Below are 24,079 nucleotides of genomic sequence, written 5' to 3'. Positions count from 1 at the left end.
CCTTCTTCACTAGGAAGCTCCCTACTCTATCGATGCCTCAGGACTTCTTCCATACCCCGCTTACCTTCCTACCCAGTGTCGGTCCTCGACGAGCTAAGGTGCTCGCCGAAGAGCTCGACCTATATACCTATCTGGACCTGCTGCACTACTTCCCGACGAAGTACGTAGATCGCTCCCGTGTCTATACCATACGTGAGCTACGGGGGGAGATGCCCTATGTCCAGCTACAAGGCTATATCCGTGACTTCAAGGAGGTAGGTGAAGGGCGAAAGAAGCGCCTCGTGGGTTACTTCTCCGACGGTACGGGGACGATCGAGCTGGTATGGTTCCGCTCCCTCTCGGCCATTAGGCATCTCTATGCTGAGGGGCGTATGTACATCATCTTCGGCAAGCCCGTCTACTTCAACGGTGCCTACAGCATCACCCATCCCGAGATCGATGATGAGTCGAAGGCGGAGCAAGTCAGTGGAGGGCTCATGCCCGTCTATCCTCTCACAGAGAAGCTCCGTCGTGCTGGTATCGCCAGCCGTCAGATGCGCCAGCTCCTCTACATCCTCAAGGAAGCCTGCCTACCCCATATCAAGGAGACGCTCCCCGAAGAGGTGATCCAGCGAGCTCGACTGATGTCCTATGCCGAGGCGATTGATCAGATCCACTTCCCCCAGAGCAAGGAGGGGCTGGAGGCAGCACGTAGGCGACTGAAGTTCGACGAACTCTTCTTCATCCAGCTCCGCCTACTGAGTATGAAGCGGGAGCGTAAGACCTTAGTTCCTGGCCTTCCCTTCCCTCGGGTGGGCGAAGGAGTGAAGGGGCTCTATGCAAGCCTTCCCTTTGATCTGACGGGCGCACAGAAGCGAGTCATCCGAGAGATCCAGAGTGATCTCGTCGGAGGCAAACAGATGAATCGCCTTATTCAGGGGGATGTAGGTAGCGGTAAGACCCTCGTAGCACTCTTCTCCATGCTCCTTGCCCTAGATAATGGCTACCAAGCCTGCATGATGGCTCCTACCGAGATCCTCGCACGCCAGCACTATGCATCACTAAGGGAATATCTAGAGCCGCTAGGCATCGAAGTAGGCCTCCTCATCGGCAGTACAAAGAAGCGGGAGCGACGGGTACTCCTCGAGGGGCTGAGCGAAGGGAGCCTTCGCCTCATCGTCGGAACGCATGCTCTGCTGGAGCCCATCGTACAGTTCCACCACCTAGGTCTTGCTGTCATCGATGAGCAGCATCGCTTCGGGGTCGTCCAGCGCTCGGGGCTGTGGCAGAAGGGTGAGAGCTACCACCCACATATCCTCATCATGAGCGCTACGCCCATTCCCCGCACGCTGGCGATGACCCTCTATGGGGATCTAGATATCTCAGTGATCGACGAACTGCCACCAGGTCGCAAGCCCATCGAGACCTACCACCAGAGCGAGAGCCACATGTATGAGGTCTATCAGTTCCTCGGAGCGCAGATCGCCGAAGGGAGGCAAGCCTATGTCGTCTTCCCGATGATCGAAGAGAGCGAAGAAGCCTCTATGCGAGCTCTAGAAGAAGGGGTACGCAGGTACACGGAGCACTTCCCAGAGCTGAAGATCGTCCATGTGCATGGCAAGATGAAGCCCGAGGAGAAGGATGAGGCGATGCGAAGCTTCAGTTCGGGTGAAGCTCAACTGCTACTAGCTACGACGGTCATCGAAGTAGGTGTCAATGTGCCCAATGCCTCCGTCATGGTCATCGAAGGGGCTAATCGCTTCGGACTCTCTCAGCTCCATCAGCTCCGTGGCCGTGTAGGTCGTGGTGCTAGCCAGAGCTATTGTATCCTAGTCACGGGCAATGAGCTTGGCGAAGAGGCCAAGCGACGTATCGCCATCATGGTCGAGACAAATGATGGCTTTGAGATCGCCGAGGAGGATATGCGTCTCCGGGGATTTGGGGAGATCGATGGTACCCGTCAGAGTGGCCAGCAGCTCAGTCTACGCATTGCCAATCCCGCCCTTGATGGAGCGATGGTCCAGTACACCCGAGAGCTCGCCGAGAGCATCCTCACTGAAGACCCCGAACTGAGCCTTCCCAAGAACTCCCTCCTAAGGCATCGCCTCCAAGAGATCTACTACGAGCGCCCGAACTGGAGCCAGATCTCCTAACCCCCATCCTCAAGTCCCAGCAGGATCACTACCAATATCCCCTTAAGGGCGACCGCAGAAGTGCTAGCGGTTGCCCTCCTATCTATACGCCTTCTTTGCTAGAGACATACTCCTCTGTAGACTGGAGTAGGGAGGTAACTACATTCCTGAATAAGAGGCTAATTTATTCGACTGATGAACTAAATTTAGTAGCCTTGTTGAGTAGTAAACGGCACGAATGAAGACACTATTTCAATACAAGCTTTTAAAGGAAATTGATCTAGGAGATCATTTCTTTGATAGCCTACGTCAGGACTATGATGGTTTTGATGCTTGGTATAGGCGCAAAACTGACGAGGGCAGACAAGCTTTCGTCCTATATGGAGACCAAGGACTACAAGCTTTCATCTTCATCAAAAGCGAGATTAATCAGCTCATCAATGATGTCGAGCCTCCGATTGACCCTTGCCGTCTACTCAAAGTGGGGACACTTAAGATAGAAGCTCACCAAACAAAGCTGGGTGAACGTGCTCTGAAAATCATATTTGACCAAGCCCTTTCCTATAATCTTGAGGAGATCTATCTAACTACCTTCCCAAAGCACACACAGCTTATCCAACTCCTGCAGACCTATGGCTTTCAGATGTACGGACGGAAGAATGATGAAGTCGTGCTCATCAAGAAGATGAACTCTTCTACAGGAGATATCAAGCTTGATTACCCACGCTTTAGCTTAGACAGACGAGCATTCTTACTTTCAGTGATGCCTGAGTATCATACGAGACTATTCCCAGATTCTATATTGAACAACGAGCAGGCACGCTCAAAAGAGCTCATTCAAGATTGCTCACACACGAACAGCATACGAAAGGTCTACATCTCGTGGAATAAAGAGATCACAACTTTGAAGAGAGGTGACCTCCTCGCCATCTATCGAACGAGTGACCTGCAAGCTCCTACCCACTACAGAAGCGTAGTAACTTCCATCTGCACCGTAACCAGTGTAGTTGCAAAAGGTCACTGGCGCTCATGTGAGGACTTCCTCAAGGATGTGTATCCCTATAGCGTCTTCTCTAAGGAGGAATTGACACACTTCTTTGGGAGGCAGAACTTCTATATCATCCATATGCTTTATAATTGTGCCCTCCCTGAGAGAGTCACTAGAAAAAGCCTAATAGAGGAAGCTGGTATGGATGGACAGCTACGCTGGGGCTTCCTTCCTCTAGCAAACGAACAATTCAAGTATATTCTTAGCAAAGGAAATGTCAGTAAAGGTTTTATTATCGATTAAGCCAGAGTTCGTCGAGCAGATTGCTTCGGGAGCTAAGTGCTTTGAGTATCGCAGAGTCCTATACAAGCGAACAGGTATCAAACGTATCGTGGTCTATGCCTCAAGCCCCGTCTGTCGTATCGTCGGAGAGATAGAGGTAGGCGAACTATTAACTGATACGCCTGAGGCTCTCTGGGAGCGTACCAAAGAAAAGTCAGGTATTAGTGAAGACTTCTTCCTCTCATACTTCTCAGAGAGATCCCACGCTCACGCTATCGAGATAAAAGCATTCCATCCCTATCGTACTCCTAAAAGGCTAGCAGATAAGTATCCCAACACCACTCCTCCGCAATCCTTCTGTTACCTCTAAAGAAGATTAAGAGCAAGCCCCTAATGCTGATCAGCATTAGGGGCTTGCTGTTTGTAAGGACTTACTCCTAACTATTATACTTCGTCTTACTGAGAGCAAAATCATGGGGGTAAAAAGAGACCCATTCATGGGTCACCGGAGGGAGGCATGAATGGGTCACCTTGGCGACCCATGATGGGTCGTTAGTGGGGTATATGAATAGGGGAGGAGGTTCCTTCGTCTCAGAGGAGGGAGCGTAGGGTAGTAGCTAAGTAGTCGAGGGCCGAAGGATCAAAGCCCTTGGGAAGGGTAGGGTACTCCATCGGCGAACCTGTAGTCGAGGGGAGGAAGAGGTGATTGAGCTTGGGGAAGACCTTCACCTTGGCCTTGGGCTGGAGACGAAGGAGCTCCGTAGCATTGGAGGGTAAGACCTGCTTATCCATCTCCCCGAAGAGCCCGATGACGGGACAGCGAACAGAGCGCCATGTCCCCTCAATATCCAGCTGAAGAAGTTCCCGTAGATAGGGCGTGAACTGCCCCATGATCTGCGTGCGTATCGTAGCGTACATCGTTGTATCCGAAGTCATGACAGGGAGGAGTCGCTCGACGACCTTAGAGGCCTTCGCCTTCACTTCATCAAGCGAAAGGCGCTTGTCCTGCATTAGGCCGTAGACCTCAAGGTTCCCTTTGCGTAGGGTGGCACGCTCCTCGTCACTCTTTCCTCCCAGCAGGCTAAGGGCATCCATCTGATCAGCTAGGATCCGATCCATACCAAAGACTGGACCAGCGAGCGAGACAATACCAGCAAGCGAGCGGTCTTGGCTTGCCACCTTCGAGGCAATATAGCTCCCTTCGCTGTGGCCTAGGAGGAAGATTCGCTGAGGATTCACTGCCTTGTGCTCCTTCATAGCCTTGACCGCCGCCTCGGCATCCCGTACGAAGTCCTGCACATGCGAGGCCATGAAGATCCCCGTGCTCTTACCTACACCTCGGTCGTCGTAGCGGAAGACGGCAAAGCCCGCCTCCGTGAGCCTCCGTGTGATGTCTAGGAAGGGCTTATGACCGAAGACCGTCTCATCCCGATCCTGAGGACCACTGCCCGTGATGAGGATGAGCGTAGGGTAGGGGGCTTTACCCTCCTTCGGAAGGGCAAGCGAACCAGATAGGACGACGGAAGAGCCCGATACGGGGATCGTCAGTTCCTCCTCAGTGTACGTAGTGGGGGCGGACTTAGTATCCTCGGCCTTCGCCACCCGTCGAAGCGAGAGGGGAAGGCTCATACCGCCCTGCTCGAAGGTGCCCACCAGCTGATCCTCCCCGTCCCTCAGCGCCGTATAGCGAAGATGAAGGGCATTGAGTCGGAGGAATAGGCTATCTCCCCGCACCTCTACCTCATCGGCACGCAGGGCATAAGCACCTTGGTCGGGGCTATCCAGAGAAGCCGACCAGCGCCCCGCTTCTTCGGTAAGGTGAAGGATGAGTCGTAGCTTCCCCATAGGGAGGGATAGCTTCCCCTCCCAGTCTCCACTGAGGGAGGTCTGCGCTGCTAAAGCGAGGGGAAGGAAGAGGAGCACACAGAGTAGCTGAAAGATACGTCTCATTATTGCAAAAGAATAGGTGAATTAGGAGCGAGTCGACTGCCGTAGGTAGCGATTCATATAGTAGGTAAGGAAGAAGTTCTGCCACGCTATGTAGCCAGCGATCCCAGGAGCTACAAGGGGGTGCATGAAGGAGATGCAGAGCCAGAGGGTAAGGGCCGTGTTCTTCTGCCCCATAGCCTGTCTGCAGGCGACCTCCTCGACCCCTATCCACTTCGATAGGGGAGGGCCTAGGGTGAACTGTAAGGCGCAAGCAAGGAAGCCCACCCCAAACGAGGCTACGAGGAGTAGGGGATTACCTCCCCCTTCTTCGGAAACGAAGGCTACGGCCTTCCCGAGAATGAAGATGAGCGAAGAGAGCCAGAGCCAGTAGGTCAGGGTACGATGTGGCCCTGGCGTTCGCCCCCGACGCTTCATCAGATAGCGCACGAGCCAAGCGAGCGTGATGGGTAGGATGACCATACGTGCTACCAGAAGGGCTATCTGCCCCGAGAGCGTCCAGAAGGGGAGCTGGCTGTGATCATCCAGCAGAGGAAGTAGGAAGGGAGCGAGGAAGCAGATCAGCCCGTGCGTCAGTATCGTATAGCCCGTAGCGAAGCCCGTATCCCCCTCCATGAGGCTAGTCATCGCCCCCGCTGCCGTAGCTGCTGGAGCGAGGAAGCACATGAAGAGGCTCGTAGCTATGAGGGGATTCCAGAGGGAGAGCAGGAGATACAGCCCGCCCCCGAGCCCTAGGTGTAGCGCCAGCAGGACAAGGTGCTTCGGTCGGGGTGCCACGGCTCTCAGGGGCATATTGAGCACAGCGAAGAAGAGCATCGCCGAGATGATCCAAGGGAGGATCACCGCAAAGGGTGCTGTCACCCGCCAGAGCACGATCCCCAGCGTGATGAAGCAGAGTGGGGCATAGCCCTTGAGCCTGTGCCAATCGACCCGAAGCATTTACTTAACCTCTAGCAGTGAAGGATCAGCGATCACCCGCTCGATAGCGGTACGGATGGAGCGAAGACCGAAGTCCTCAGCTCGGAGCTCCTCAGGGCGGAGGAAGACCAGCTCGCCTACATCATCTAGGGCCTGAGCTCCCTCGAAGCTCACCACCTCTACACGGTAGAAGATATCTGCCGTATAGACATCGATGCCCGAGTAGGGGTAGATATTAGGTAGGGAGAAGAGCATACGCACCGACTTAGCCTCTAGAGCCGTCTCCTCACGCAGTTCTCTTACCACGGCGGACTCTACCCCTTCCTCGGGGTCTACGAAGCCTCCAGGGAGGTCTAGCGTGCCTCGTGCGGGCTCTCTAGAGCGACGTACGGTGAGTAGTCGCCCTTCCTCGTCGAGGATGAAGCAGGCGACGGCTGCTGCTACATTGTGGTAATAGGAGAGGTCACACTTCGGGCAGTGGATAGCACGCCCATGGATATGCTCTAGCCCTGATGCCCCACAGCGAGGGCAGAAAGTGAAGCTCGAGAGCGGATGCTGGATCATAGAGGTAAGGATGAAGGCTGAGCCTAGAGAGCGGATAGCTATTCGGAGGAAGCGAAGACAGCTCATCCAGCTGGACGAGTGTCGGTCTTTCGCTTGGGTGGGTACAGATCTTCCTACTTAGCGAGCGGTGAGTGCCCTACTTAGCGAGGGTACGGGGCTCAGTCTAGGCGAGCGGTGAAGGGGAGGGGAGTGGGTAAAAGTAAAAGAGCTAGTCGGGACTAGCTCTTCTACTTCATTCGTATTTCTATTCGGGATAGATCGGAGGCTTAGATCTACTTTGCTTCCCAGCCAAGGGCACTAGCCCCTAGGACTGCAGCATCGCTCTCCTTGAGCTGAGAGACGAGGAGCTTGGTCTTGCCTTGGTAGATCTTCAGGAGGTTCTTCTCCATGTGGTGACGGATGGGGTTCATCAGGAGGTCCCCAGCCTTGGTAAGCCCACCGAAGAAGATGATCGCTTCGGGAGAAGAGAAGGTGACGAAGTCAGCGCAAGCCTCACCAAGGATAGCCCCCGTTGATTCGAAGATCTCCAGAGCAAGCGCATCGCCTGCACTGGCTGCATCGAAGACATCCTTAGAGGTGATCTTGTCTATATCCAGCTCACGGAGCTTGCTCTCGTCGGAGCGGATGGTGAGGTACTCACGTGCCGTACGTGCTACACCCGTAGCGGAGGTATAGGTCTCGAGACAGCCCTGACGACCGCAGCCACACATACGACCGTTGCGTCGTACGATCATGTGACCGAGCTCTCCAGCGAAGCCGTCGTGCCCGTAGACGAGCTGTCCACCCACTACGATACCGCTACCGACACCTGTACCGAGGGTGATGACGATGAAGTCCTTCATCCCACGTGCAGCGCCATAGGTCATCTCCCCGATAGCAGCAGCGTTAGCATCATTGGTCAGAGCGACGGGGATACCCAGACGATCCTGAAGCATCTGAGCCAAGGGGATCTTTCCCTTCCAAGGGAGGTTAGGTGCGAACTCGATGCAGCCGTTGAAGTAGTTCCCATTAGGAGCTCCGACACCGATACCACGGATCTTGTCCTTGCCACCTACCTGCTCGATGAGCATGTTGATACCGGCGACGAGATCATTAAGGTAAAGTTCGATATCGATGTGCGTCCCCGTCTTGATCGAAGCATTGACGACGACGTTACCACGAGCGTCTACGACACCGAAGACCGTGTTGGTGCCTCCGAGGTCTACACCTATTACATAGGGTTTTTCCATGAGTTGATGATGTGTCTACTGTGAGATAAATAGTTTCTTCTTAGGAACAAAGATAGTAGTTTTCGCGGATCAGCCGTGAGGGAAGTACCTAGAGCTTCGGAGAGGCTCTTCCCCTTGGCCCAGCACTTATCCCCCGAGCTTAATATAAGGGTATAAAAGAGAGAAAGAATATATAATCTCTATATACCCTATTGTTAATATAGGCTGTGGAATCGTGGGTAAGCATGGTGGGGGATTCTGGGGAGGGGTAAGGGAATACACGTACTTATCCTAAAGCTATCCGTAGCCTACCCACAGACGATACACAGGAGACTTCGCCCTCTGTATCGGTGCTGGAGGGGAATAAGCGGAGATAGTCCACAGCTCGGGGGGAGGAAGAAGAGCTTGGAGTAGATAAGCTGCTGTGTATGTCGTTGGGATAAACGGGTGACTTATCTACACCCTCGAGGGTACGCCTAGGGAGGGGTCTTCCGACCTCTTGAGGGGGAGTGAATTTATCCCAAGGTTATCCCACGGCTATACACCCTCTAGAGCGACCTATACACCCCTACTTTTGGTCTCATCAAAAGACTCAGCCCACATCATGACAAGCACGATGTGGGCTGATAATTAGGGAGCGATAGGGCTCTAAAGCTAGAAGCGTTGTTTTCTTCATTCAGTTCTACCTAGAGTTCTATGGCTAGAGGTACTGATCTTTAGATCTAGTTCTAAGTGGAGCTCCAAAGCTAGAACTATGGAGCTTCTGAGCCGAGACTTAGGTAGTACTTTTAGGGAAGAAGTCCAGTATCCTATTGGTGGAGGAAATTGAGGATGGCTTCAGCTGCTCGGGGTGCACTCTTCTTTCGACCCATGAGGCTCTGGAGCTCCTTGAGATCATGAAGCATCGCCTCACGTGCAGGTGCCTCTTCGGGGAGGATACAGGTGAGGGTAGAGAGGATCTGAGCCGAATGCACTCGGTCGGCTAGAAGCTCGGGGACGACAGCTTTACCGAGGATGAGATTGACCAGCGAGAAGTAATCTACTTGGAAGTAGCGTTCGAAGATCCATCGAGCTATTCGCTTACCTCCCATCCGATAGCAGACGACCATGGGAAGACCCCAGAGTCCTGCCTCGAGAGTCGCTGTACCCGAGGTGACGAGGGCGGCATGAGCTCGCCTCATGAGCCCGTATGTGTCCCCGAAGAGAATGGGCGTATCGGGATAAGCACCGAGGTAGGGACGATAATCCTCCTCCGTAAGTCCTGGTGCTCCAGCGATGACGACCTGCCAGCCTGAGGAGGCATAGGGTGCTGTCGCTAGAAGCATCTCACTGAGGTTGTGCTGGAGTTCGGAGCGGCGACTCCCTGGTACGAGCAGGATCATCTGTTCCCGCCCGACGGGCTCGGGATGAGCCTCTAGATAGCTTAGCTGGGCATCGACACAAGGGTTACCTATATAGATCGTCCTTAGGCCACGCTCCTCGAAGTAGCTTACTTCGAAGGGAAGGATACTGAGGCTAAGATCTACGTAGCGCCGAAGGGTCTTCACCCGACTCGAGCGCCATGCCCACACCTTGGGGAGAATGTAGTAGACGATGGGGATGCCTAGCTGACGCTTCACAAAGGGCAGGATGAAGCGGAAGTTGAAGTCAGCGTAGTCTACGGGGATGACCACATCGGGCTGGAAGGAGCGGATCGCTTCCTGCACCCTATGACCTATACGGGTGAGCTTGCGGAGGTTCTTCAGCACGCTGACGATCCCCATGAAGGCTACCTCTCGGTAGTGAACGAGGGGAGCGACACCGGAGGCCTCCTGCATCTTGTCCCCACCCATGAAGGCAAACGAAGCCTCTGGATCACGCTCCCCCAGTGCTCGTATGAGCGCTGAAGCGTGCAGATCACCAGAGGCTTCGCCTGCGACTAAGAAGTAGCGCATAGTCTAGTGCTGTGTCTGTGCCAGCGTGGTCAGCTCCTCGATCCAGCGATGGTTCGTACAGTCGAGCTGCAGGGGCGTGAGCGTAGCCCAGCCTTCCTGGAGGTAGTGCCAATCGCCCGTACTGGGATCTTGACCTGGATCTTGGCGACCCGTGAGCCAGTGGATCTTCTTCCCCTTGCCATCCTCAGAGTGTACGAACTCTTCAACGAAGCGGCCTACGGTCATCGGGCAGACCTTGAGTCCTAGGGGCTCGGTCTTGGGTACGTTGAGTGAGAGCATCGTCTGCCAAGGCAGGCGGGTGTGCTGCATCAGCTCTACCACACGAAGCGTATAAGCGATGCTTGCGGTGAAGTCAGGCTTCCAAGCCGTGTCATCGAGCGATACTGCCAGCGAAGGGATACCGTAGATACAGCCCTCACGAGCAGCGCCTAGCGTGCCCGAATAGCTGACGCAGATGCCCTCGTTGCTCCCGTGGTTGATGCCCGAGATGATGAGGTCAGGACGCTGGTCGATGAAGAGGGTATTCAGAGCGAGCTTCACGCAGTCTACGGGAGTACCTTCGCAGCTGTAGATCTCGAGATCCCCGTCGCTGTGGCGGTGCTTGAGCCGTAGAGGTTGGGTCGTGGTGATAGCGCCAGAGAAACCCGACCGTGGTCCATCTGGAGCGACGATAGTGACTCTACCTAGGGAGAGCATAGCCGTAGCGAGCTCTTGGATCCCTGCGGCTCGGAAGCCATCGTCATTACTCAGAAGTATATGCATTCAGTGTTGATTAGGTCCTACTTAGTAGAGGGCTTGATGACCTTCTTCAGACGGACACGATAGTAGAGAGAAGTATAGCTGTCGGTACGCTCAGAGGTACTGGTCGTATTGTTGAGGTACCAAGGGATGACGATGGTGGCCTCAGCACCCTGGTGGAGGTTCTGCACGGCGATCTGTAGACCTACGGGTAGGTTCGCCACGGGTTCCTGATCGATAGCATTGAGGTCGAGGGTCTGACGCAGACGGGTAGCCTGGAGCTTGTCCTTGATCCAGTCGGTGGTACGGTAGGTATCACGGAAGAGCTGGACTGCATCCGTGTAGTCTACATCGATGCTCTTGTCGCCCTCCTTCTCTACCTTCATGTAGACGAAGGCGCTGCCTCCGATGCCGGGTACAGTGACACGTGTATAGGCACTGTCAGCGAAGCTACGGAAGGCCCGCTCATTCTCACTGCGTCGCTCTTGTTCCATATCGATGGTGCTATTGCAGCTCGAGAAGCCAACGAGGGACATGAGGGCGAGGCTCCCTAGGAGGAGGCTCTGTAAAGTCTTGCTAGTCATAGAGGCAGGTGATAGGGTGAGGGGGTTAGATCTTGCGAAGGAGACTCTTGAGGGAGGTCGCTTCGTGGAGGCGCTGGGAGAGGGCTTCGATAGCTACTCGCTCCTGCTGCATGCTGTCACGATGGCGCAGGGTGACGGTGCCGTCCTCCATCGTCTGATGGTCGATCGTCACGCAGAAGGGCGTACCGATGGCATCCTGACGGCGGTAGCGCTTACCGATAGAATCCTTTTCGTCGAGCTGGCAGTTGAAGTCGAACTTCAGTTCGTCGTAGATAGCACGAGCCTTGTCGTCAAGACCGTCCTTGCGCACGAGAGGCAGGATAGCGAGCTTGACGGGGGCAAGGGCTGCAGGCAGGCGAAGTACCGTGCGCTTCTCTCCACCCTCCAGAGCTTCCTCTTCGAAGGAGCCACAGAGGAGGCTGAGGAACATACGGTCTACCCCGATGGAAGTCTCTACGACGTAGGGCACGTAGCTCTCACCGAGTTCGGGATCGAAGTACTGCATCTTCTTGCCACTGAACTCCTCGTGACGCTTCAGGTCGAAGTCCGTACGGCTGTGGATACCTTCTACCTCCTTGAAGCCAAAGGGCATCTCAAATTCGATGTCGGTAGCAGCATTGGCATAGTGAGCCAGCTTCTCGTGGTCGTGGTAGCGATACTTCTTGTCGCCGAGACCGAGGGCCTTGTGCCAGCGCAGACGAAGATCCTTCCAGAACTCGAACCACTGGAGCTCCTCGCCAGGACGGACGAAGAACTGCATCTCCATCTGCTCGAACTCGCGCATGCGGAAGATGAACTGACGGGCGACGATCTCGTTGCGGAAGGCCTTCCCGATCTGAGCGATCCCGAAGGGCACCTTCATGCGACCCGTCTTCTGTACGTTGAGGAAGTTAACGAAGATCCCTTGAGCGGTCTCGGGGCGCAGGTAGACCTTCATCGAGCCTTCGGCCGTGGAGCCCATCTCGGTGGCGAACATCAGGTTGAACTGGCGCACCTCTGTCCAGTTGCGTGTACCGCTGACAGGGCAGACGATCTCGCAGTCGAGGATGATCTGGCGCAGACCCTCGAGGTCCGAAGCGTTCATCGCCTCGGCGAAGCGCGTGTGCACTTCATCCCACTTAGCCTGATACTCGAGGACACGGCCATTGGTCGAGCGGAACTGAGCCTCGTCGAAGCTCTCACCGAACTTCTTCGCTGCCTTGGCTACTTCCTTATTGATCTTCTCTTCGATCTTCGCTAGGTGATCCTCGATGAGTACATCGGCACGGTAGCGCTTCTTAGAGTCCTTGTTGTCAATGAGGGGGTCGTTGAAAGCATCTACATGGCCCGAGGCTTTCCAGATCTTGGGGTGCATGAAGATAGCTGAGTCGATCCCTACGACATTGGGAGCAAGGAGGGTCATGGCCTCCCACCAGTAGCGCTTGATATTGTTCTTGAGTTCGCTCCCGAGCTGACCGTAGTCATATACGGCTCCCAGACCGTCGTAGATCTCGGAGGAGGGGAAGACGAAACCATATTCCTTACAGTGGGCGATTACCTTCTTGAAGAGGTCTTCTTGCTGTGCCATGAGCAGATCGTTGTATTCTATTTAGCTATTGGATTGTACTAATGGATTTCTGTAGCGACCACGGAGGACGCACAGCCCACAAAGGTACATATTATCCACTACTTGCTTCGCTAGCGCCCGTGTAACGCTCCCATGAGCTCTGTGGGGGAAGCTTGTTCTCTCCTCGAGAGGCGCTACTGGTACTTCCCGAGAGGTGCTACTAGCGCCTCTTCAGGGGTACTACTGTTGCTCCTTGTGGGGTACTACTAGCGGCTCCTTGAGGGTATTATTTATCAGGCTGAAGACTATTGCTTCTCCAGACTTAGATGAAGGGACTATCAGTCTAAAAGGGGGATAGACGGCGATTCATGTCAAGAGGATTTGAGGCATGGACCTCCTTGCTGAGGAATAGCCTATCGAGTGGAGGGAGCATGTGTCTGGGAGAGATCTATTAGTAACACTTCTTATTATTTAGGAAACACATTACCTTTGAGTCATCTAATCCTTATAACATCATTACGCAATGGATCTCGTTACGTTCGGAGAGTATGCTCTCAAAGTACTTTTACCAGTTGGACTTCGGCTCAAGAAGCTCTACACCTCAGAAGTTGATAGTGGCATTACGGAGGCCTTTGATCTCGCACTTAGTGATTGGTCCGAGCACGACCCCACTACGAACGATAAGCTCCGTCTAAGGAATGCATTGGAGGAATATATCCAAAGTGCAACAAGCTACGAAGATCTTGATGAGGATACCAGAGCATTCATTGACTTCTTCCAGAGAAGACTGAGCGAGCAACCAGCTGCCCACAACTACCTGATGATGCTCAGAGCAGACAAGCTGGAAGAACAAGGGGTGCGGGATCTTCAAGAGCATCACAAGACACAAGACTTATTACAGAGCATCATGAGTACACTGAAGGAAGAGGACATGTCTCCCGAAGAACTTCAAGCTCTGCTCAAGGAACTTCCACTCAAGGAAGGACTTGAGCAGACAGAGTCGACACTCGGGGAGATGCTCAAGAAGAAACGTATTCCTTCAGAGAGAGTGAAGGGGCTCGTCTTAGAGTTTGTCCGATTTCTCTTCGAGTATACCGACAGGGTTGACGAAGAAGCTAGACATCTAAGAGAGGCCGGATATAACTATCTTGCTGAGACCCTAGAGGAGATTAAAAGAGTACTAACTGGCGAGAGCAAGCAAAGCCTAACTGCTGTCTACGAGAAGTACCAGGAGCAAGCACGAGAGGGCGAGATCAAAGTCCTCAAGGAGCTGATTGAGGGAGCTCAACTCCAGTTCTCCTTCGGGGAGGCTTGCAAGTTCTACAAGCGTCTGATTGAGCTGGCTCCTACGGTAGATCATCACTTCGAGTATGCTCACTTGCTTCAAAGCCTCAATAACTTCAACGAAGCTAGAAGCCACTACGAGGTGGCACTACAGGTCCTTCGCTCTTTGGCTGAACATGATCTCGAGGCCTACACTCCAGCAGTGGCTACAACCCTTAATAACTTGGGTACCTTACTCAAAGACACGAATGAGTTTGAGCAGTCTCAGACTTATTATGAGGAGGCCTTACAGCTCTATCGCTCTTTGGCCTCTCGTAATCCTGAGGCCTACATTCCAGATGTGGCGATGACCCTTAATAACTTGGGTATCTTACTCAGCGACACGAATGAGTTTGAGCAGTCGCTGACTTACTACGAGGAGGCCTTACAGCTCTATCGCTCTTTATCAGCTCGTAATCCCGAGGCGTACACTCCAGCAGTGGCGATGACCCTTAATAACTTGGGTGCCTTACTCAGAGACACGAATGAGTTTGAACAGTCTCAGACTTACTATGAGGAGGCTTTGCAGATTCGTCGCTCTTTGGCCTCTCGTAATCCCGAGGCGTACACTCCAGCAGTGGCTGCAACCCTTAATAACTTGGGTGCCTTACTCAGCGATACCCATAATTTTGAGCAGTCTCAGACTTACTTTGAGGAGGCTTTGCAGATTCGTCGCTCTTTGGCCTCTCGCAATCCCGAGGCGTACACTCCAGCAGTGGCGATGACCCTCTATAACCTTGTCTTCCTCTATATTAAACTCGAGAGAGAAAAGGATGCAGAGGGAGCTTACCAAGAGGCGTACGATATTTACCAGAGACTAGCTCATAGTCATCCCATCCCCTACGAAATCGACTATGCCGAGATCCTTGTAATGGGCGCTTATTTACTGGATAGGCAGAGGAAATATCTAGAGGAGGCAAAAGCAATCCTAGACAGATATCCCGAGCATCCCCGAGCTCGGAAGATTTTGAGCTCTATAGAGTAGTTTGTTAAGAGGTGATTGTCGCCTGCCGTTTGGGCTTCCTGTTTTATTGGATAGAACTTCCCCATAGGAAGTATAATGTCTTGCTTGTAGCTTTAGTATTTAGGTTAAGAGGCTTGTGAGGAGTACCGTAGATTAGGTTCTCTCCTCGTGCATTTGAGGGTGACATCTGTAAATCTTGTGGTATCATCTCTTAGCCCTGCATGGAGTGCTACATGAAGCTCTGGAGGAGATGCTCGTTCATCCCGTAAGGAGGCGCTAGTAGTGCTCCACGGGAGGTAACAATAGTAAGGGTAGGGGACGAATAACAAGTACTGAGGAGAAGGGCTAAGCTCTTCGCCCAAATACTTCTATATAAGCCTAGGTATCAGCGTGCTTGGAGAAGGAGAAAAGGCAAGGGGGATGCCTCGGACAGCTGTCGAAGCATCCCCCTTGATGAGGAACGGGTAGGAGGCAGTGGGTTTAGCCCGCCTTCACCCGAAAGGTCTTGAGTAGAGCCTTGACCTCGGGATCAATACGGCGGGACTCGCAGATCTTCTGGATGGCCTTGTTGTGCACCCAAGGGGTGAAGCGCCGATCAGCGAGGTAGGGGTGAGTCTCTTTGGGGTAGAAGGTGTAGCACTCCGCTAGAGCCCACGCTAGAGCCATCTGCACGTAGTAGCCTTCGTTCTTGACCGCTAAATAGAGGGGAAGGAGCTCGCCGATGTGCTCGGTATCTATGAAGTACTGCATGAGGGCTACCACGCCGAAACGCACCCGATACTCCTGGCTGTGCTGGAGGTAGGGGACGAAGAAATCCCAGAGCTCTCCTCCGTGCTCCCTGAGGAGCTTCTTCGACTGGGGTAGAGCGAAGGAGTCACAGACCGACCACGAGTGGATGACCTGCACCCAGCGCTCCAGATGCTCTAGATAGGCGGGGAAGTCATCCACGGGGAGCATCCCGAGGACAAAGCCATGGAGGATACGAGCCTCCATGAAGTCCTCTCTGGGGGAGCGCTCACCTCGCTCAGCCTCCTCAAGGTATGCCGAAGCGCTACCACTTCGCACGATGTGCTTGGCGAGTGCTCGGAGGTCAGGGAGCCTTACCCCTAGCACCCCAGGGATACCAGGATGGAGACGTTCGGTGAAGGGCTTATTGCCCCGCTGAGCGAGCTCGAGGAGATGCTCCGTGATGCTTCGATCATCGATCCGATAAACACTAGACATAAGACTGAGGAGAGGTGAAAGAGGAGGAAAAAGAAAACCCCACCTTTGGCTTCGCTGCCAGCGAGGTGGGGTGAGGATTAGTCGAGTAGTAGGTGATTGGAGTCTTCTATCCTAGAGATCGTGCCCTTGAGGGTGATGGTGCCTCTATCGCTCTCCTTGTCTGAGTAGAGGTGGGAAGTGAGGAAGGCTTGACAGGTGCGCTCCTTGAGATCCAAGACTTGACTGACGGTCGTCCCATCGTCTTCTACCCAGTTGACGAAGAAGACATGCGTGCCTATACGCACAGCATGATAGGTGTCCTCGCCCTCTTTGTAGCCGTGTACAGAGTCCTGACTACTCCAGAAGAGATAGCGGGGGGAGAGGTATTCGACGACCGAACTATTCGAGGCAAACTCCAGATAGAGACGCTTGCCTACAAGGGTCGTGTCTGTAGCTTGGATCTCCTTGCGCTGTACCTGACCCGTCCGATGCTTCTTCGAGCCTGAGCCCGAAGAGCAAGCAGCGAGGAGGCCCAAGAGGCTCATCCAGCAAAGTAAGAAACGGATACGCATAGTAGCAGGAGAAGTAGAGTCGTATAGTCTGTAGCCCGAGACTAGCGCCGAGAGAAGAGGCGGGCGAAGAAGCCCCGCTTATCCTCTTCCTCTTCGAGAGCTAAGAGATGCCAAGCCCCATCCAGCGCTTTCCCAGCGCGGATGCGGTGATAGATCGTGCCCCAATCGGGGAGACCTCCGAAGCTACGGTCATCGATGAAGAGATCGGCCTTGAGCTTACGAGAGAAGCCACTTCCCGTGGCATCTTCTTCGGGGAAGTCTCGATTGATGGCATAGAACTCCACTCCACGATCCCGGCACCATTCGACGGCTTCATCGAGGAGCTTACCCTCACGGACCGTCCAGAGAATGAGTCGATGACCCTCGCGGATGAGCATCCTAAGGGTCTCGGTAGCAAAGGGGAGTTCGTCACCTATCTTGGGGTATCGATGGCGTACGATCGTGCCATCGAAGTCTACAGCTATGATCATTGGTTAGTAGTAAAGTGAAGGAGTAGGGATCAGAAGCCAGAGAAGCGGATCACATTGTCCGCTGGTTCGTCTTCTTCCGTACCCTTGTCGGTGGGAGTAGCCTCCACACTGGGCGAAGGCTTGACCTCAGAGCTGGTCGTGAAGGTCGTAGGCGAGGTATAGCGCTGAGACTCCTCAGGCTGGGGAGTACGTAGCTCAAAGCTAGAGAGCTGACTACGCTCCTGACGATCACGGAGGCTATTTCCCGCCCCCTGATGAGCGATGCGGATGGCACGATCGGAGCTCTTCTCTAGACGCTTGCTCTCAAAGATCCGGTGATCACGGCGGTAGGAGGGAGTCTCCTCGATGATGATCAGCAGGTCTTCGTCATCAAGCTCGTCGATCATGAGGGCGACAGGCTCGGCCTTGCTTCGCTTGGTCGCTGCATGTCCGTAGACACGCTCGATGAGTCGCTGCTGCTCGTCCCGCTGCTTCTCCTCAGAGATCTTCGTCACCGGATCCTTGCGCTTAGCACTCGTGGGCATGAAGATGTCCTCGTCGAAACCAAAGCCCGAAGCAAGGATCGTCACGGCGATCTTACTACCCAGATCTTCCTTGAAGGCAGTACCGTAGATGGTCTTGACTTCGTCAGAGAACTCCTCTGTGAAGGCTTGTAGCTCCGTGAGTTCGGGGATCGTCAGCGGTGCATCAGGTCCCTCATAGACGTTGATCAGGAGCTGGCGAGCCTTGCTGATGTTATTGTTATTCAAGAGGGGCGAATTGAGCGCCTCTTGGATGGCTACGGTCATACGTTCGGGACCCTCAGCATAGCCCGTATTGATCACGGCCACGCCCCCATTGCGCAGGGTCGTATCGACATCGGCAAAGTCGAGGTTGATCTTACCGCTGATATTCACTAGGTCAGAGATACCACGGGCTGCATTGCTCAGGGTATCGTCGGCCTTGGAGAAAGCTTCGCTGACGGTGAAGTCCTTATATACCTCGATGAGACGCTGGTTGTTGATCACCAGCAGGGCATCTACGTTCTGGCGCATCTGCTTGACCCCTTCGAGGGCTTGGAGGATCTTTGCTGTCCCCTCGAAGAGGAAGGGGATGGTGACGATCCCGATGGTCAGTAGCCCTGCCTCCATCGCTATCTTGCCGATGACGGGAGCTGCACCAGTACCTGTACCACCACCCATACCAGCAGTGATGAAGACCATACGGGTCTCCCCAGAGGTAAGCGCTTCGCGGATGACTTCCTTACTCTCAAGCGCAGCCTCTCGGGCACGCTCGGGCTTAGCCCCTGCACCTAGCCCTTTGGTGACCGTAGGGCCGATGGTGATCTTGTCCTCTACGGGGCTGTGGTAGAGCGCCTGAGCATCGGTGTTGCATAGGAGGAAGGATACCCCAGGGACAGAGCCACTGGTGCACATCTTCCCGACGGCATTACCACCGCCGCCACCTACGCCCACGACCTTGATGAGCTGCTTGATCTCACTCTCGCTATACTGGAAGGCTAAACTTCCTCTTTCGATTGTATCCATTGTCGTCTGTAGAGTATGGGCTACTAATAGTCATCACCTGATTCTGCTCCGAAGAAATCCTTAAAGCCCTTGTTGAGGCGATCCAGAATAGAAGGGCCCTTGCTCTTATTGGGCTTCGTCTTCTGAGGCTGGGGATCATCGTACTCATCATAGTCATCCTCATCCTCCTCATCGAGGGGCTGAACTTGACTGATCGTCGTGTAGGTGTAAGTCTCTTCCTTGAAGATCTCCTGTGCAGGCTCGGGTTCGGCTACCTTGGCTGGCTCAGCAGCAGGCTTGCTAGGCTCTTCCTCCATAAGTGAAGAGAGCGAACGGAGCTCGAAGGAGACTCCTGGCTCCTTGGCTTGGAAGGCAAGGGCGATCTCCGTCATATAGCCCTCCACAAGCTCCTTGTCGCTGCCTTCCTCGTAGATATCTCGGCGGAGAGAGGCGGGGCGGTACTCGGGAGAGAGGCGACGCAGTGTCTCGTAGAAGTAATTAGTGCGGGTCACGCCACCGGCGAAGACAAAGCCCTTGGAGATACTCTCCGCACAGCCTGCTTCACGGATGATACTGACCACGTTGCTCAGGATCTCCAGCACTCGGGCGCTGACATACCTATTGACTTCGAGCTGGGAGAAGCGCTTGGTCGAGCTACCGTCCACAGAAACAGCTTCGATCTCCTGATTGTGCGGGATGGAGAGATTCATAGATCCACGCTCGATCTTGAGCCGCTCTGCATCGGACTCCAGCAAGGGGATCGAGAGCTGAGTGAGGTCGCGTGTCACATTGTTCCCACCCAGCGGTAGGACTAAGAGTGCCACAGGGAAGCGCTCCTGATAGATAGCTACTGAGGTCGTACCTCCACCGATATTGACATAGGCACAGCCCAGAGCCATCTCTTCCATCGTCATCGTAGCGGAGGCTTCGGCGATCGGAGTGGGGAGGATACCTAGGAGGCGTAGTTGCAAGCGGTCCTCGATCGTCTCACGTACATTGACGATGATATTCTGTCGGGCGACAATGAGCAGATACTGCGCCTCTAGACGGCTGCAGCGTACTCCTCGGGGATTAGGCTCACGCTTGCCATCACAGCGGTAGCGAGGATCGGTGACCGAGAGGATCGTCATGCCTGGATAGCTGGCATCGTTGACTTGATCCTTGAGCGTCTGGAGGTGCTCGGGAGTCACCACGCAGCCTTCGGGACCGAGGTCGATGAAGGCATTGTAGCGCTCGGAGCGCATGGAGCGGCACTCAAGCCCTACATAGACCCCTTCGATCCTAGCCTCTTCGGGGAGCGAAGCACTAAGCACATCGAGGAGCGAACCGATACGCTGTGCAGCCTCTTCGATGTTGTGAATAGAGCCCTGACGTACGCAGCCGTTGGTGGGGATACGGTGTGCCACGAGCGGGAGTACACGTCCCTGCTGTGACTTGGTGGCGAGCATCCCGGAGAGATAGGAGCTCCCTATGTTGATGACGGCATATATGCTATCCCTATGTTCGTTCATTTCTTTTGTGGATGGTTAGGTTTGCTCTTGGATGGCTCGGGTTTAGTGGGCTTCTTGGGAGAAGTAGGCTTAGGAGCTTGGGGCTTCTTTGCCTCTTTCTTTGGCTCCTTTTTAGGGTCTTTCTTTGGCTCTACGACCTTAGCTTTTGCCTTATCCTTGCCTTTGTCTTTCGTTTGCTCTTTGCCCTTGTCCTTGCTTGGAGTTTTTGCCTTCGCTGGGGTCTGAGTCTTCTCCTTCGCTTGGGGTGTAGGTGCTGGAGTCTTCTTAGGCTCGGCGCTTACCGCTGGCGAAGGAGTAGGCGAGGGAAGGGGAGGGCGGATAGCTTCGCCCTCGTCGTCGAGGAGCTCTCCTACGGGAGCATAGCGATCACGGGCGATGACTTGGTTGCTGTAGTCGAGGTTGACATAGGAGAAGGCATTCATCCCTCGTTTGGGGAGTACGCTCTCGGCGAAGATGCGCCACTTGCGGAGCTTCTCTGCCCAGTTGGGGCTTCGGCCGATGATGACCCGTGTCGTGCCTATACGAGGGATGAGTACGATCCCTTCGGTGCGATCCACATAGACCTGACCGAAGTAATTGGAGAAGTACTCATCCTCACGCAGTACCTGCATCAGATCATAGACGGAGCTGGTAGCCTGCTTGAGGTCTACATCACCCGAGACGATGGGTAGGTAAGCGGCGAAGGAAGGCTTGACGCTGATGGTACCCTTGCCCTGTGTGACGTAGTAGGTCTTACCCGAAGGCTCCTGCACGATGTACAGGGGGCACTTCTCCGTAAGGCGTATCTGCACCGAGGAGGAGGAAGGGGCTACGAAGGCCTCTGCCTTCTTGTAGATGGGGATGCTAAGCAGTGTGCGCTCGATGAGGCGAAGGTCGATGGAGTCAAGACGCTTGCCCTGCAGCTGAATCCCTCGACGTGCTAGTTCGTCAGCGATGCGGTCAGGGGTGAGGAAGAGCGGGTCGCCTCCGGTCTCACTCTTCACCTCGATAGCTACACGACGGCAGCGATCACTGGCTGTCACCTTCGGAGTGCTCAGTGCCAGATAGACCAAAGCTCCGAGCATAGCGAGTGCTAGGAGCGAGAGGAGGATATTACGAGCGAGGATCTTCTTGTTCATAGGCGCTGGCGGATCTCTTCGGCGACTTGAGGCACGAGACGATCGATGTCTCCTGCGCCTACCATCAGGATGACTTCAGGGAGCTCTTGACGGGAGCGTAAGTGGGGGAGGAGTCCTTCCTTGGGGAGGACAACGACATCTTGATGCTCCATGTGCTCAGCGATCAGATGGGAAGTGACTCCAGGGATCGGCAGTTCACGAGCAGGATAGATATCGAGCAGGATCACTTCGTCGAGCTGGTCGAGGCTACGGGCGAACTCTCGGTAGAAGTCCTGTGTACGGCTATAGAGATGGGGCTGGAAGATCCCGAGGATCTTGCGGTCGGGATAGAGCTGACGCACGGAGCGGATGCTGGGGTCAAGCTCATTGGGGTGATGCGCATAGTCATCGATGAGCACACATCTGGGATCATCGACGAGGCGGTCGAAGCGTCGGTAGACCCCACGGAAGGAGGCCACGCCTTGACTCAGTTCATCGAGATGAGCACCACAGAGGTAGGCCACAGCCATCGCCGCTACGGCATTCTCTACATTGATGAGCAGGGGTACACCGAGCTCTACGTGAAGCGTCCCCTCAGGCTGCCCGTCTAGAGCGGGATAGTGCCAGTCGAAGAAGAGGTGTCCGTCACGTATGTCGATATGATCTCCTCGGAAGTCTGCTTCTTCGTCACCTGTGGTATAGGTGAAGAGGCGTGTACCCTCCTTCAGCCTTGGAGTCACGGGGATGCCCTTCTTCATCACCAGCGCACCCTCGGAGGAGATGAGCGAGGTGAAGTGCTCGAAGCTCTCACGATAGGCTTCGGGGGTATGGTATATGTCGAGGTGGTCGGGGTCTGCCGAAGTGATGACTGCGATGTAGGGGGAGAGGTGATGGAAGGAGCGATCGAACTCATCCGCTTCGATCACCGCATAGTCACTCTTCTCAGAGATGAGGCAGTTGGTCTTGTAGTTGTTGGAGATCCCCCCGAGGAAGGCATGACAGTCTACGTGGCTCGAGCGCATGAGGTGAGCCAGCAGTGTAGAGGTTGTGGTCTTACCATGGGTACCAGCGACGCAGAGTCCACGCTCACGGCGGGTCAAGTCGCCTAGGAGCTCTGCTCGCTTGATCACCCTGTTACCTTGGTTGATGAAGAAGTTGAGCTCCCGATGATCTCGAGGTACAGCAGGGGTGAAGACGACCAAAGTATCTGGACTGCGGAAGGGCTCTGGGATGAGCTCGGGATCATCTTCGTAGTGGATCAGTGCACCCTCTTCGGTGAGTGCCTTGGTCAGAGGCGAAGGTGTCAAGTCATAGCCCGCTACGACATCCCCTTTGCTGAGGAAGTAGCGTACCAGCGCACTCATGCCTATGCCACCGATACCGACAAAGTATAGCTTCATGCTGTATCTCTATTTTACCATTTTACGCAAAGGTACAAAGAAAGTAACACTGAGCCTCAAGACCCTTATATTAAGCGTATAAGTGGCTCCTTGCGCATGGAGGGGGCATACCAATCGCTAAGGAGTACAAAGCCCAGAGGCATCAGCACAAGCTACGTGCTGATGCCTCTGGGCTTCTATCTGTACTCAGGATAGGGTGGGGGATTACTCCGCCTTACCCGAACCTAAGTGATAGTAGGCGCAGTGCGGGTATTCGTAGAGGTCGAGCCCGAGGTAGTTGATATTTGTTCGGTAGACACGGCTACCGTCTTCTGTATAGCTCTCTACTGGGAGCAATCGGAAGTAAACCCGTGCATAGAGCGTATGGACATTATGCCCCAGTGTCTCTGAGCGCTTCTCATAGCTTTCGGATCGCTCAGCAGGTACGTTGATGAAGGGGACGCTCTGCTGCGTGGCTAGGTAGAGAGAGACCTTATCGTCGCCCAGAGTGGAGAGGAAGGGGACTGCAGGCCCATGTAGCTCGCTCCAAGGGTAGCCAGAGCGTGTGAAGTCATATTCTTCAGTGACGAGCTGATGCCGTGCATAGTAGGTTCGGTTCAGATCGAACTTCTCCACGGCTTCCTTCAGCTTCTCCAGAAGAGTAGCCCGCTGTCGCTGGTACTCGAATGGATTGTTCGTAGCGCTATTCGATGACTCGCCATTCCCCAGGGATTGAGCGTATGCCTTGATCGCTACGTCCGTGTACGTCGTGTAGCCCGCCTTGATGAGTGCAGGGACATAGTCCTGAGGGAGAAGCTCCACGGCCTCTGGGTAGAGAGTCGTGTGCTCTACGGGAGCGGTCACGATTTCTCCCTTCTGCACGGCCTCATGGAGGTAAACGACGAGACTATCCTTCGGATACTGAGGGAGGCTCAAGAAGTACAGGGTATCTGGCTCGGCGATGATATCCCCGAACATATCCTTCTTCGAGGGAATGATGTGCTTCTCCAGTTTACCTTTCGCAAAGGCGGGTATCTTCATATCGCCCTTAGTCCAACCCATCGTTTGGTACCTCTCCCCTGGTGTATGGGGCAGGCCAATCGTGAGGCTATCTCCTAGATGGAAGGTCTGTCCTGCGGCGGTCGTGACGGCTGTCTGTGCTAAGCTACTACCGCCACCAAGCAGAAGAACCAAGAGTAAATAGAGGTAATTGCGCATAGCTGTATTGGGTTGGT

General features: G+C 54.4%; 19 protein-coding genes. 3 read left to right on the top strand and 16 right to left on the bottom strand.

The window, feature by feature from the left end; all coding sequences use genetic code 11:
* Positions 1 to 32: 32 nt before the first annotated feature.
* A complete protein-coding gene (gene recG / locus Q0336_RS00710; protein ID WP_298524315.1) occupies positions 33 to 2,132 on the top strand; it encodes an ATP-dependent DNA helicase RecG in 2,100 nt (699 codons plus the stop codon).
* Positions 2,133 to 2,349: 217 nt separating this feature from the next.
* Positions 2,350 to 3,402 carry an N-acetyltransferase gene (locus Q0336_RS00705; protein WP_298524312.1) on the top strand — a complete coding sequence of 351 codons (1,053 nt, stop codon included), beginning with the start codon at positions 2,350 to 2,352 and terminating at the stop codon, positions 3,400 to 3,402.
* 570 nt (positions 3,403 to 3,972) lie between these two features.
* Here Q0336_RS00705 and Q0336_RS00695 read toward each other — a convergent pair.
* From Q0336_RS00695 to Q0336_RS00660, 8 genes are all read right to left on the bottom strand, one after another.
* Positions 3,973 to 5,331: an alpha/beta hydrolase gene (locus Q0336_RS00695; protein WP_298524306.1), complete on the bottom strand. Its 1,359-nt coding sequence runs from the start codon at positions 5,329 to 5,331 to the stop codon at positions 3,973 to 3,975.
* Positions 5,332 to 5,352: 21 nt separating this feature from the next.
* Complete coding sequence (locus Q0336_RS00690) at positions 5,353 to 6,267, bottom strand: sodium Bile acid symporter family protein (protein WP_298524303.1); 915 nt, start codon at positions 6,265 to 6,267, stop codon at positions 5,353 to 5,355.
* On the bottom strand, positions 6,268 to 6,810 hold the full coding sequence (locus Q0336_RS00685) for an NUDIX domain-containing protein (protein ID WP_298524415.1): 543 nt from the start codon (positions 6,808 to 6,810) through the stop codon (positions 6,268 to 6,270).
* A 272-nt stretch (positions 6,811 to 7,082) separates the two neighbouring features.
* Positions 7,083 to 8,039: an ROK family protein gene (locus tag Q0336_RS00680; RefSeq protein WP_298524298.1), complete on the bottom strand. Its 957-nt coding sequence runs from the start codon at positions 8,037 to 8,039 to the stop codon at positions 7,083 to 7,085.
* A gap of 788 nt (positions 8,040 to 8,827) precedes the next feature.
* Positions 8,828 to 9,952, bottom strand: a complete 1,125-nt coding sequence (gene lpxB / locus Q0336_RS00675; protein WP_298524296.1) for a lipid-A-disaccharide synthase — start codon at positions 9,950 to 9,952, stop codon at positions 8,828 to 8,830.
* A gap of 3 nt (positions 9,953 to 9,955) precedes the next feature.
* A complete protein-coding gene (gene surE / locus Q0336_RS00670) occupies positions 9,956 to 10,714 on the bottom strand; it encodes a 5'/3'-nucleotidase SurE (protein ID WP_298524293.1) in 759 nt (252 codons plus the stop codon).
* Positions 10,715 to 10,731: 17 nt separating this feature from the next.
* Entirely contained in the window at positions 10,732 to 11,274 is a 543-nt protein-coding gene (locus Q0336_RS00665) for a hypothetical protein (protein WP_298524290.1), read from the bottom strand.
* Positions 11,275 to 11,299: 25 nt separating this feature from the next.
* Entirely contained in the window at positions 11,300 to 12,841 is a 1,542-nt protein-coding gene (locus tag Q0336_RS00660; RefSeq protein WP_298524287.1) for a glycine--tRNA ligase, read from the bottom strand.
* A 502-nt stretch (positions 12,842 to 13,343) separates the two neighbouring features.
* Here Q0336_RS00660 and Q0336_RS00655 point away from each other — a divergent pair.
* Positions 13,344 to 15,128 carry a tetratricopeptide repeat protein gene (locus Q0336_RS00655; RefSeq protein WP_298524284.1) on the top strand — a complete coding sequence of 595 codons (1,785 nt, stop codon included), beginning with the start codon at positions 13,344 to 13,346 and terminating at the stop codon, positions 15,126 to 15,128.
* Positions 15,129 to 15,587: 459 nt separating this feature from the next.
* Here the strand turns inward: Q0336_RS00655 and Q0336_RS00650 are convergent, their stop codons facing one another.
* From Q0336_RS00650 to Q0336_RS00615, 8 genes are all read right to left on the bottom strand, one after another.
* On the bottom strand, positions 15,588 to 16,331 hold the full coding sequence (locus tag Q0336_RS00650; protein WP_298524281.1) for a DNA alkylation repair protein: 744 nt from the start codon (positions 16,329 to 16,331) through the stop codon (positions 15,588 to 15,590).
* A gap of 77 nt (positions 16,332 to 16,408) precedes the next feature.
* On the bottom strand, positions 16,409 to 16,882 hold the full coding sequence (locus tag Q0336_RS00645; RefSeq protein ID WP_298524279.1) for a MoaF N-terminal domain-containing protein: 474 nt from the start codon (positions 16,880 to 16,882) through the stop codon (positions 16,409 to 16,411).
* 41 nt (positions 16,883 to 16,923) lie between these two features.
* A complete protein-coding gene (locus Q0336_RS00640) occupies positions 16,924 to 17,352 on the bottom strand; it encodes a BT0820 family HAD-type phosphatase (protein ID WP_298524276.1) in 429 nt (142 codons plus the stop codon).
* Between the two features lie 29 nt (positions 17,353 to 17,381).
* Entirely contained in the window at positions 17,382 to 18,878 is a 1,497-nt protein-coding gene (ftsZ, locus tag Q0336_RS00635; protein ID WP_298524272.1) for a cell division protein FtsZ, read from the bottom strand.
* Between the two features lie 23 nt (positions 18,879 to 18,901).
* Positions 18,902 to 20,368, bottom strand: coding sequence for a cell division FtsA domain-containing protein (locus Q0336_RS00630; protein WP_298524270.1), 1,467 nt, complete (start codon positions 20,366 to 20,368; stop codon positions 18,902 to 18,904).
* A complete protein-coding gene (locus Q0336_RS00625) occupies positions 20,365 to 21,486 on the bottom strand; it encodes a hypothetical protein (RefSeq protein ID WP_298524265.1) in 1,122 nt (373 codons plus the stop codon). Before Q0336_RS00625 ends, Q0336_RS00630 begins: the two co-directional genes overlap by 4 nt.
* A complete protein-coding gene (gene murC / locus Q0336_RS00620; protein WP_298524262.1) occupies positions 21,483 to 22,865 on the bottom strand; it encodes a UDP-N-acetylmuramate--L-alanine ligase in 1,383 nt (460 codons plus the stop codon). Before murC ends, Q0336_RS00625 begins: the two co-directional genes overlap by 4 nt.
* A 204-nt stretch (positions 22,866 to 23,069) precedes the next feature.
* Positions 23,070 to 24,062 carry a hypothetical protein gene (locus Q0336_RS00615; protein WP_298524259.1) on the bottom strand — a complete coding sequence of 331 codons (993 nt, stop codon included), beginning with the start codon at positions 24,060 to 24,062 and terminating at the stop codon, positions 23,070 to 23,072.
* Between the last annotated feature and the right edge of the window lie 17 nt (positions 24,063 to 24,079).

The sequence above is a fragment of the uncultured Porphyromonas sp. genome, from assembly GCF_938039215.1.
Lineage (GTDB): Bacteria > Bacteroidota > Bacteroidia > Bacteroidales > Porphyromonadaceae > Porphyromonas.
Note: the sequence above shows the minus strand (reverse complement) of the source record. Positions and strands in the feature narration are given on the sequence as shown.

What these genes read in the sequence shown, in the direction of transcription:
- surE (WP_298524293.1), bottom strand. Translation starts at nt 10,714, where the DNA reads ATGCATATACTTCTGAGTAATGACGATGGCTTCCGAGCCGCAGGGATC.
- Q0336_RS00645 (WP_298524279.1), bottom strand. Translation starts at nt 16,882, where the DNA reads ATGCGTATCCGTTTCTTACTTTGCTGGATGAGCCTCTTGGGCCTCCTC.
- murC (WP_298524262.1), bottom strand. Translation starts at nt 22,865, where the DNA reads ATGAAGCTATACTTTGTCGGTATCGGTGGCATAGGCATGAGTGCGCTG.
- ftsZ (WP_298524272.1), bottom strand. Translation starts at nt 18,878, where the DNA reads ATGGATACAATCGAAAGAGGAAGTTTAGCCTTCCAGTATAGCGAGAGT.
- Q0336_RS00665 (WP_298524290.1), bottom strand. Translation starts at nt 11,274, where the DNA reads ATGACTAGCAAGACTTTACAGAGCCTCCTCCTAGGGAGCCTCGCCCTC.
- Q0336_RS00695 (WP_298524306.1), bottom strand. Translation starts at nt 5,331, where the DNA reads ATGAGACGTATCTTTCAGCTACTCTGTGTGCTCCTCTTCCTTCCCCTC.
- Q0336_RS00655 (WP_298524284.1), top strand. Translation starts at nt 13,344, where the DNA reads ATGGATCTCGTTACGTTCGGAGAGTATGCTCTCAAAGTACTTTTACCA.
- Q0336_RS00685 (WP_298524415.1), bottom strand. Translation starts at nt 6,810, where the DNA reads ATGATCCAGCATCCGCTCTCGAGCTTCACTTTCTGCCCTCGCTGTGGG.
- Q0336_RS00630 (WP_298524270.1), bottom strand. Translation starts at nt 20,368, where the DNA reads ATGAACGAACATAGGGATAGCATATATGCCGTCATCAACATAGGGAGC.
- Q0336_RS00705 (WP_298524312.1), top strand. Translation starts at nt 2,350, where the DNA reads ATGAAGACACTATTTCAATACAAGCTTTTAAAGGAAATTGATCTAGGA.
- Q0336_RS00640 (WP_298524276.1), bottom strand. Translation starts at nt 17,352, where the DNA reads ATGATCATAGCTGTAGACTTCGATGGCACGATCGTACGCCATCGATAC.
- lpxB (WP_298524296.1), bottom strand. Translation starts at nt 9,952, where the DNA reads ATGCGCTACTTCTTAGTCGCAGGCGAAGCCTCTGGTGATCTGCACGCT.
- Q0336_RS00660 (WP_298524287.1), bottom strand. Translation starts at nt 12,841, where the DNA reads ATGGCACAGCAAGAAGACCTCTTCAAGAAGGTAATCGCCCACTGTAAG.
- Q0336_RS00615 (WP_298524259.1), bottom strand. Translation starts at nt 24,062, where the DNA reads ATGCGCAATTACCTCTATTTACTCTTGGTTCTTCTGCTTGGTGGCGGT.
- Q0336_RS00680 (WP_298524298.1), bottom strand. Translation starts at nt 8,039, where the DNA reads ATGGAAAAACCCTATGTAATAGGTGTAGACCTCGGAGGCACCAACACG.
- Q0336_RS00650 (WP_298524281.1), bottom strand. Translation starts at nt 16,331, where the DNA reads ATGTCTAGTGTTTATCGGATCGATGATCGAAGCATCACGGAGCATCTC.
- Q0336_RS00690 (WP_298524303.1), bottom strand. Translation starts at nt 6,267, where the DNA reads ATGCTTCGGGTCGATTGGCACAGGCTCAAGGGCTATGCCCCACTCTGC.
- recG (WP_298524315.1), top strand. Translation starts at nt 33, where the DNA reads ATGCCTCAGGACTTCTTCCATACCCCGCTTACCTTCCTACCCAGTGTC.
- Q0336_RS00625 (WP_298524265.1), bottom strand. Translation starts at nt 21,486, where the DNA reads ATGAACAAGAAGATCCTCGCTCGTAATATCCTCCTCTCGCTCCTAGCA.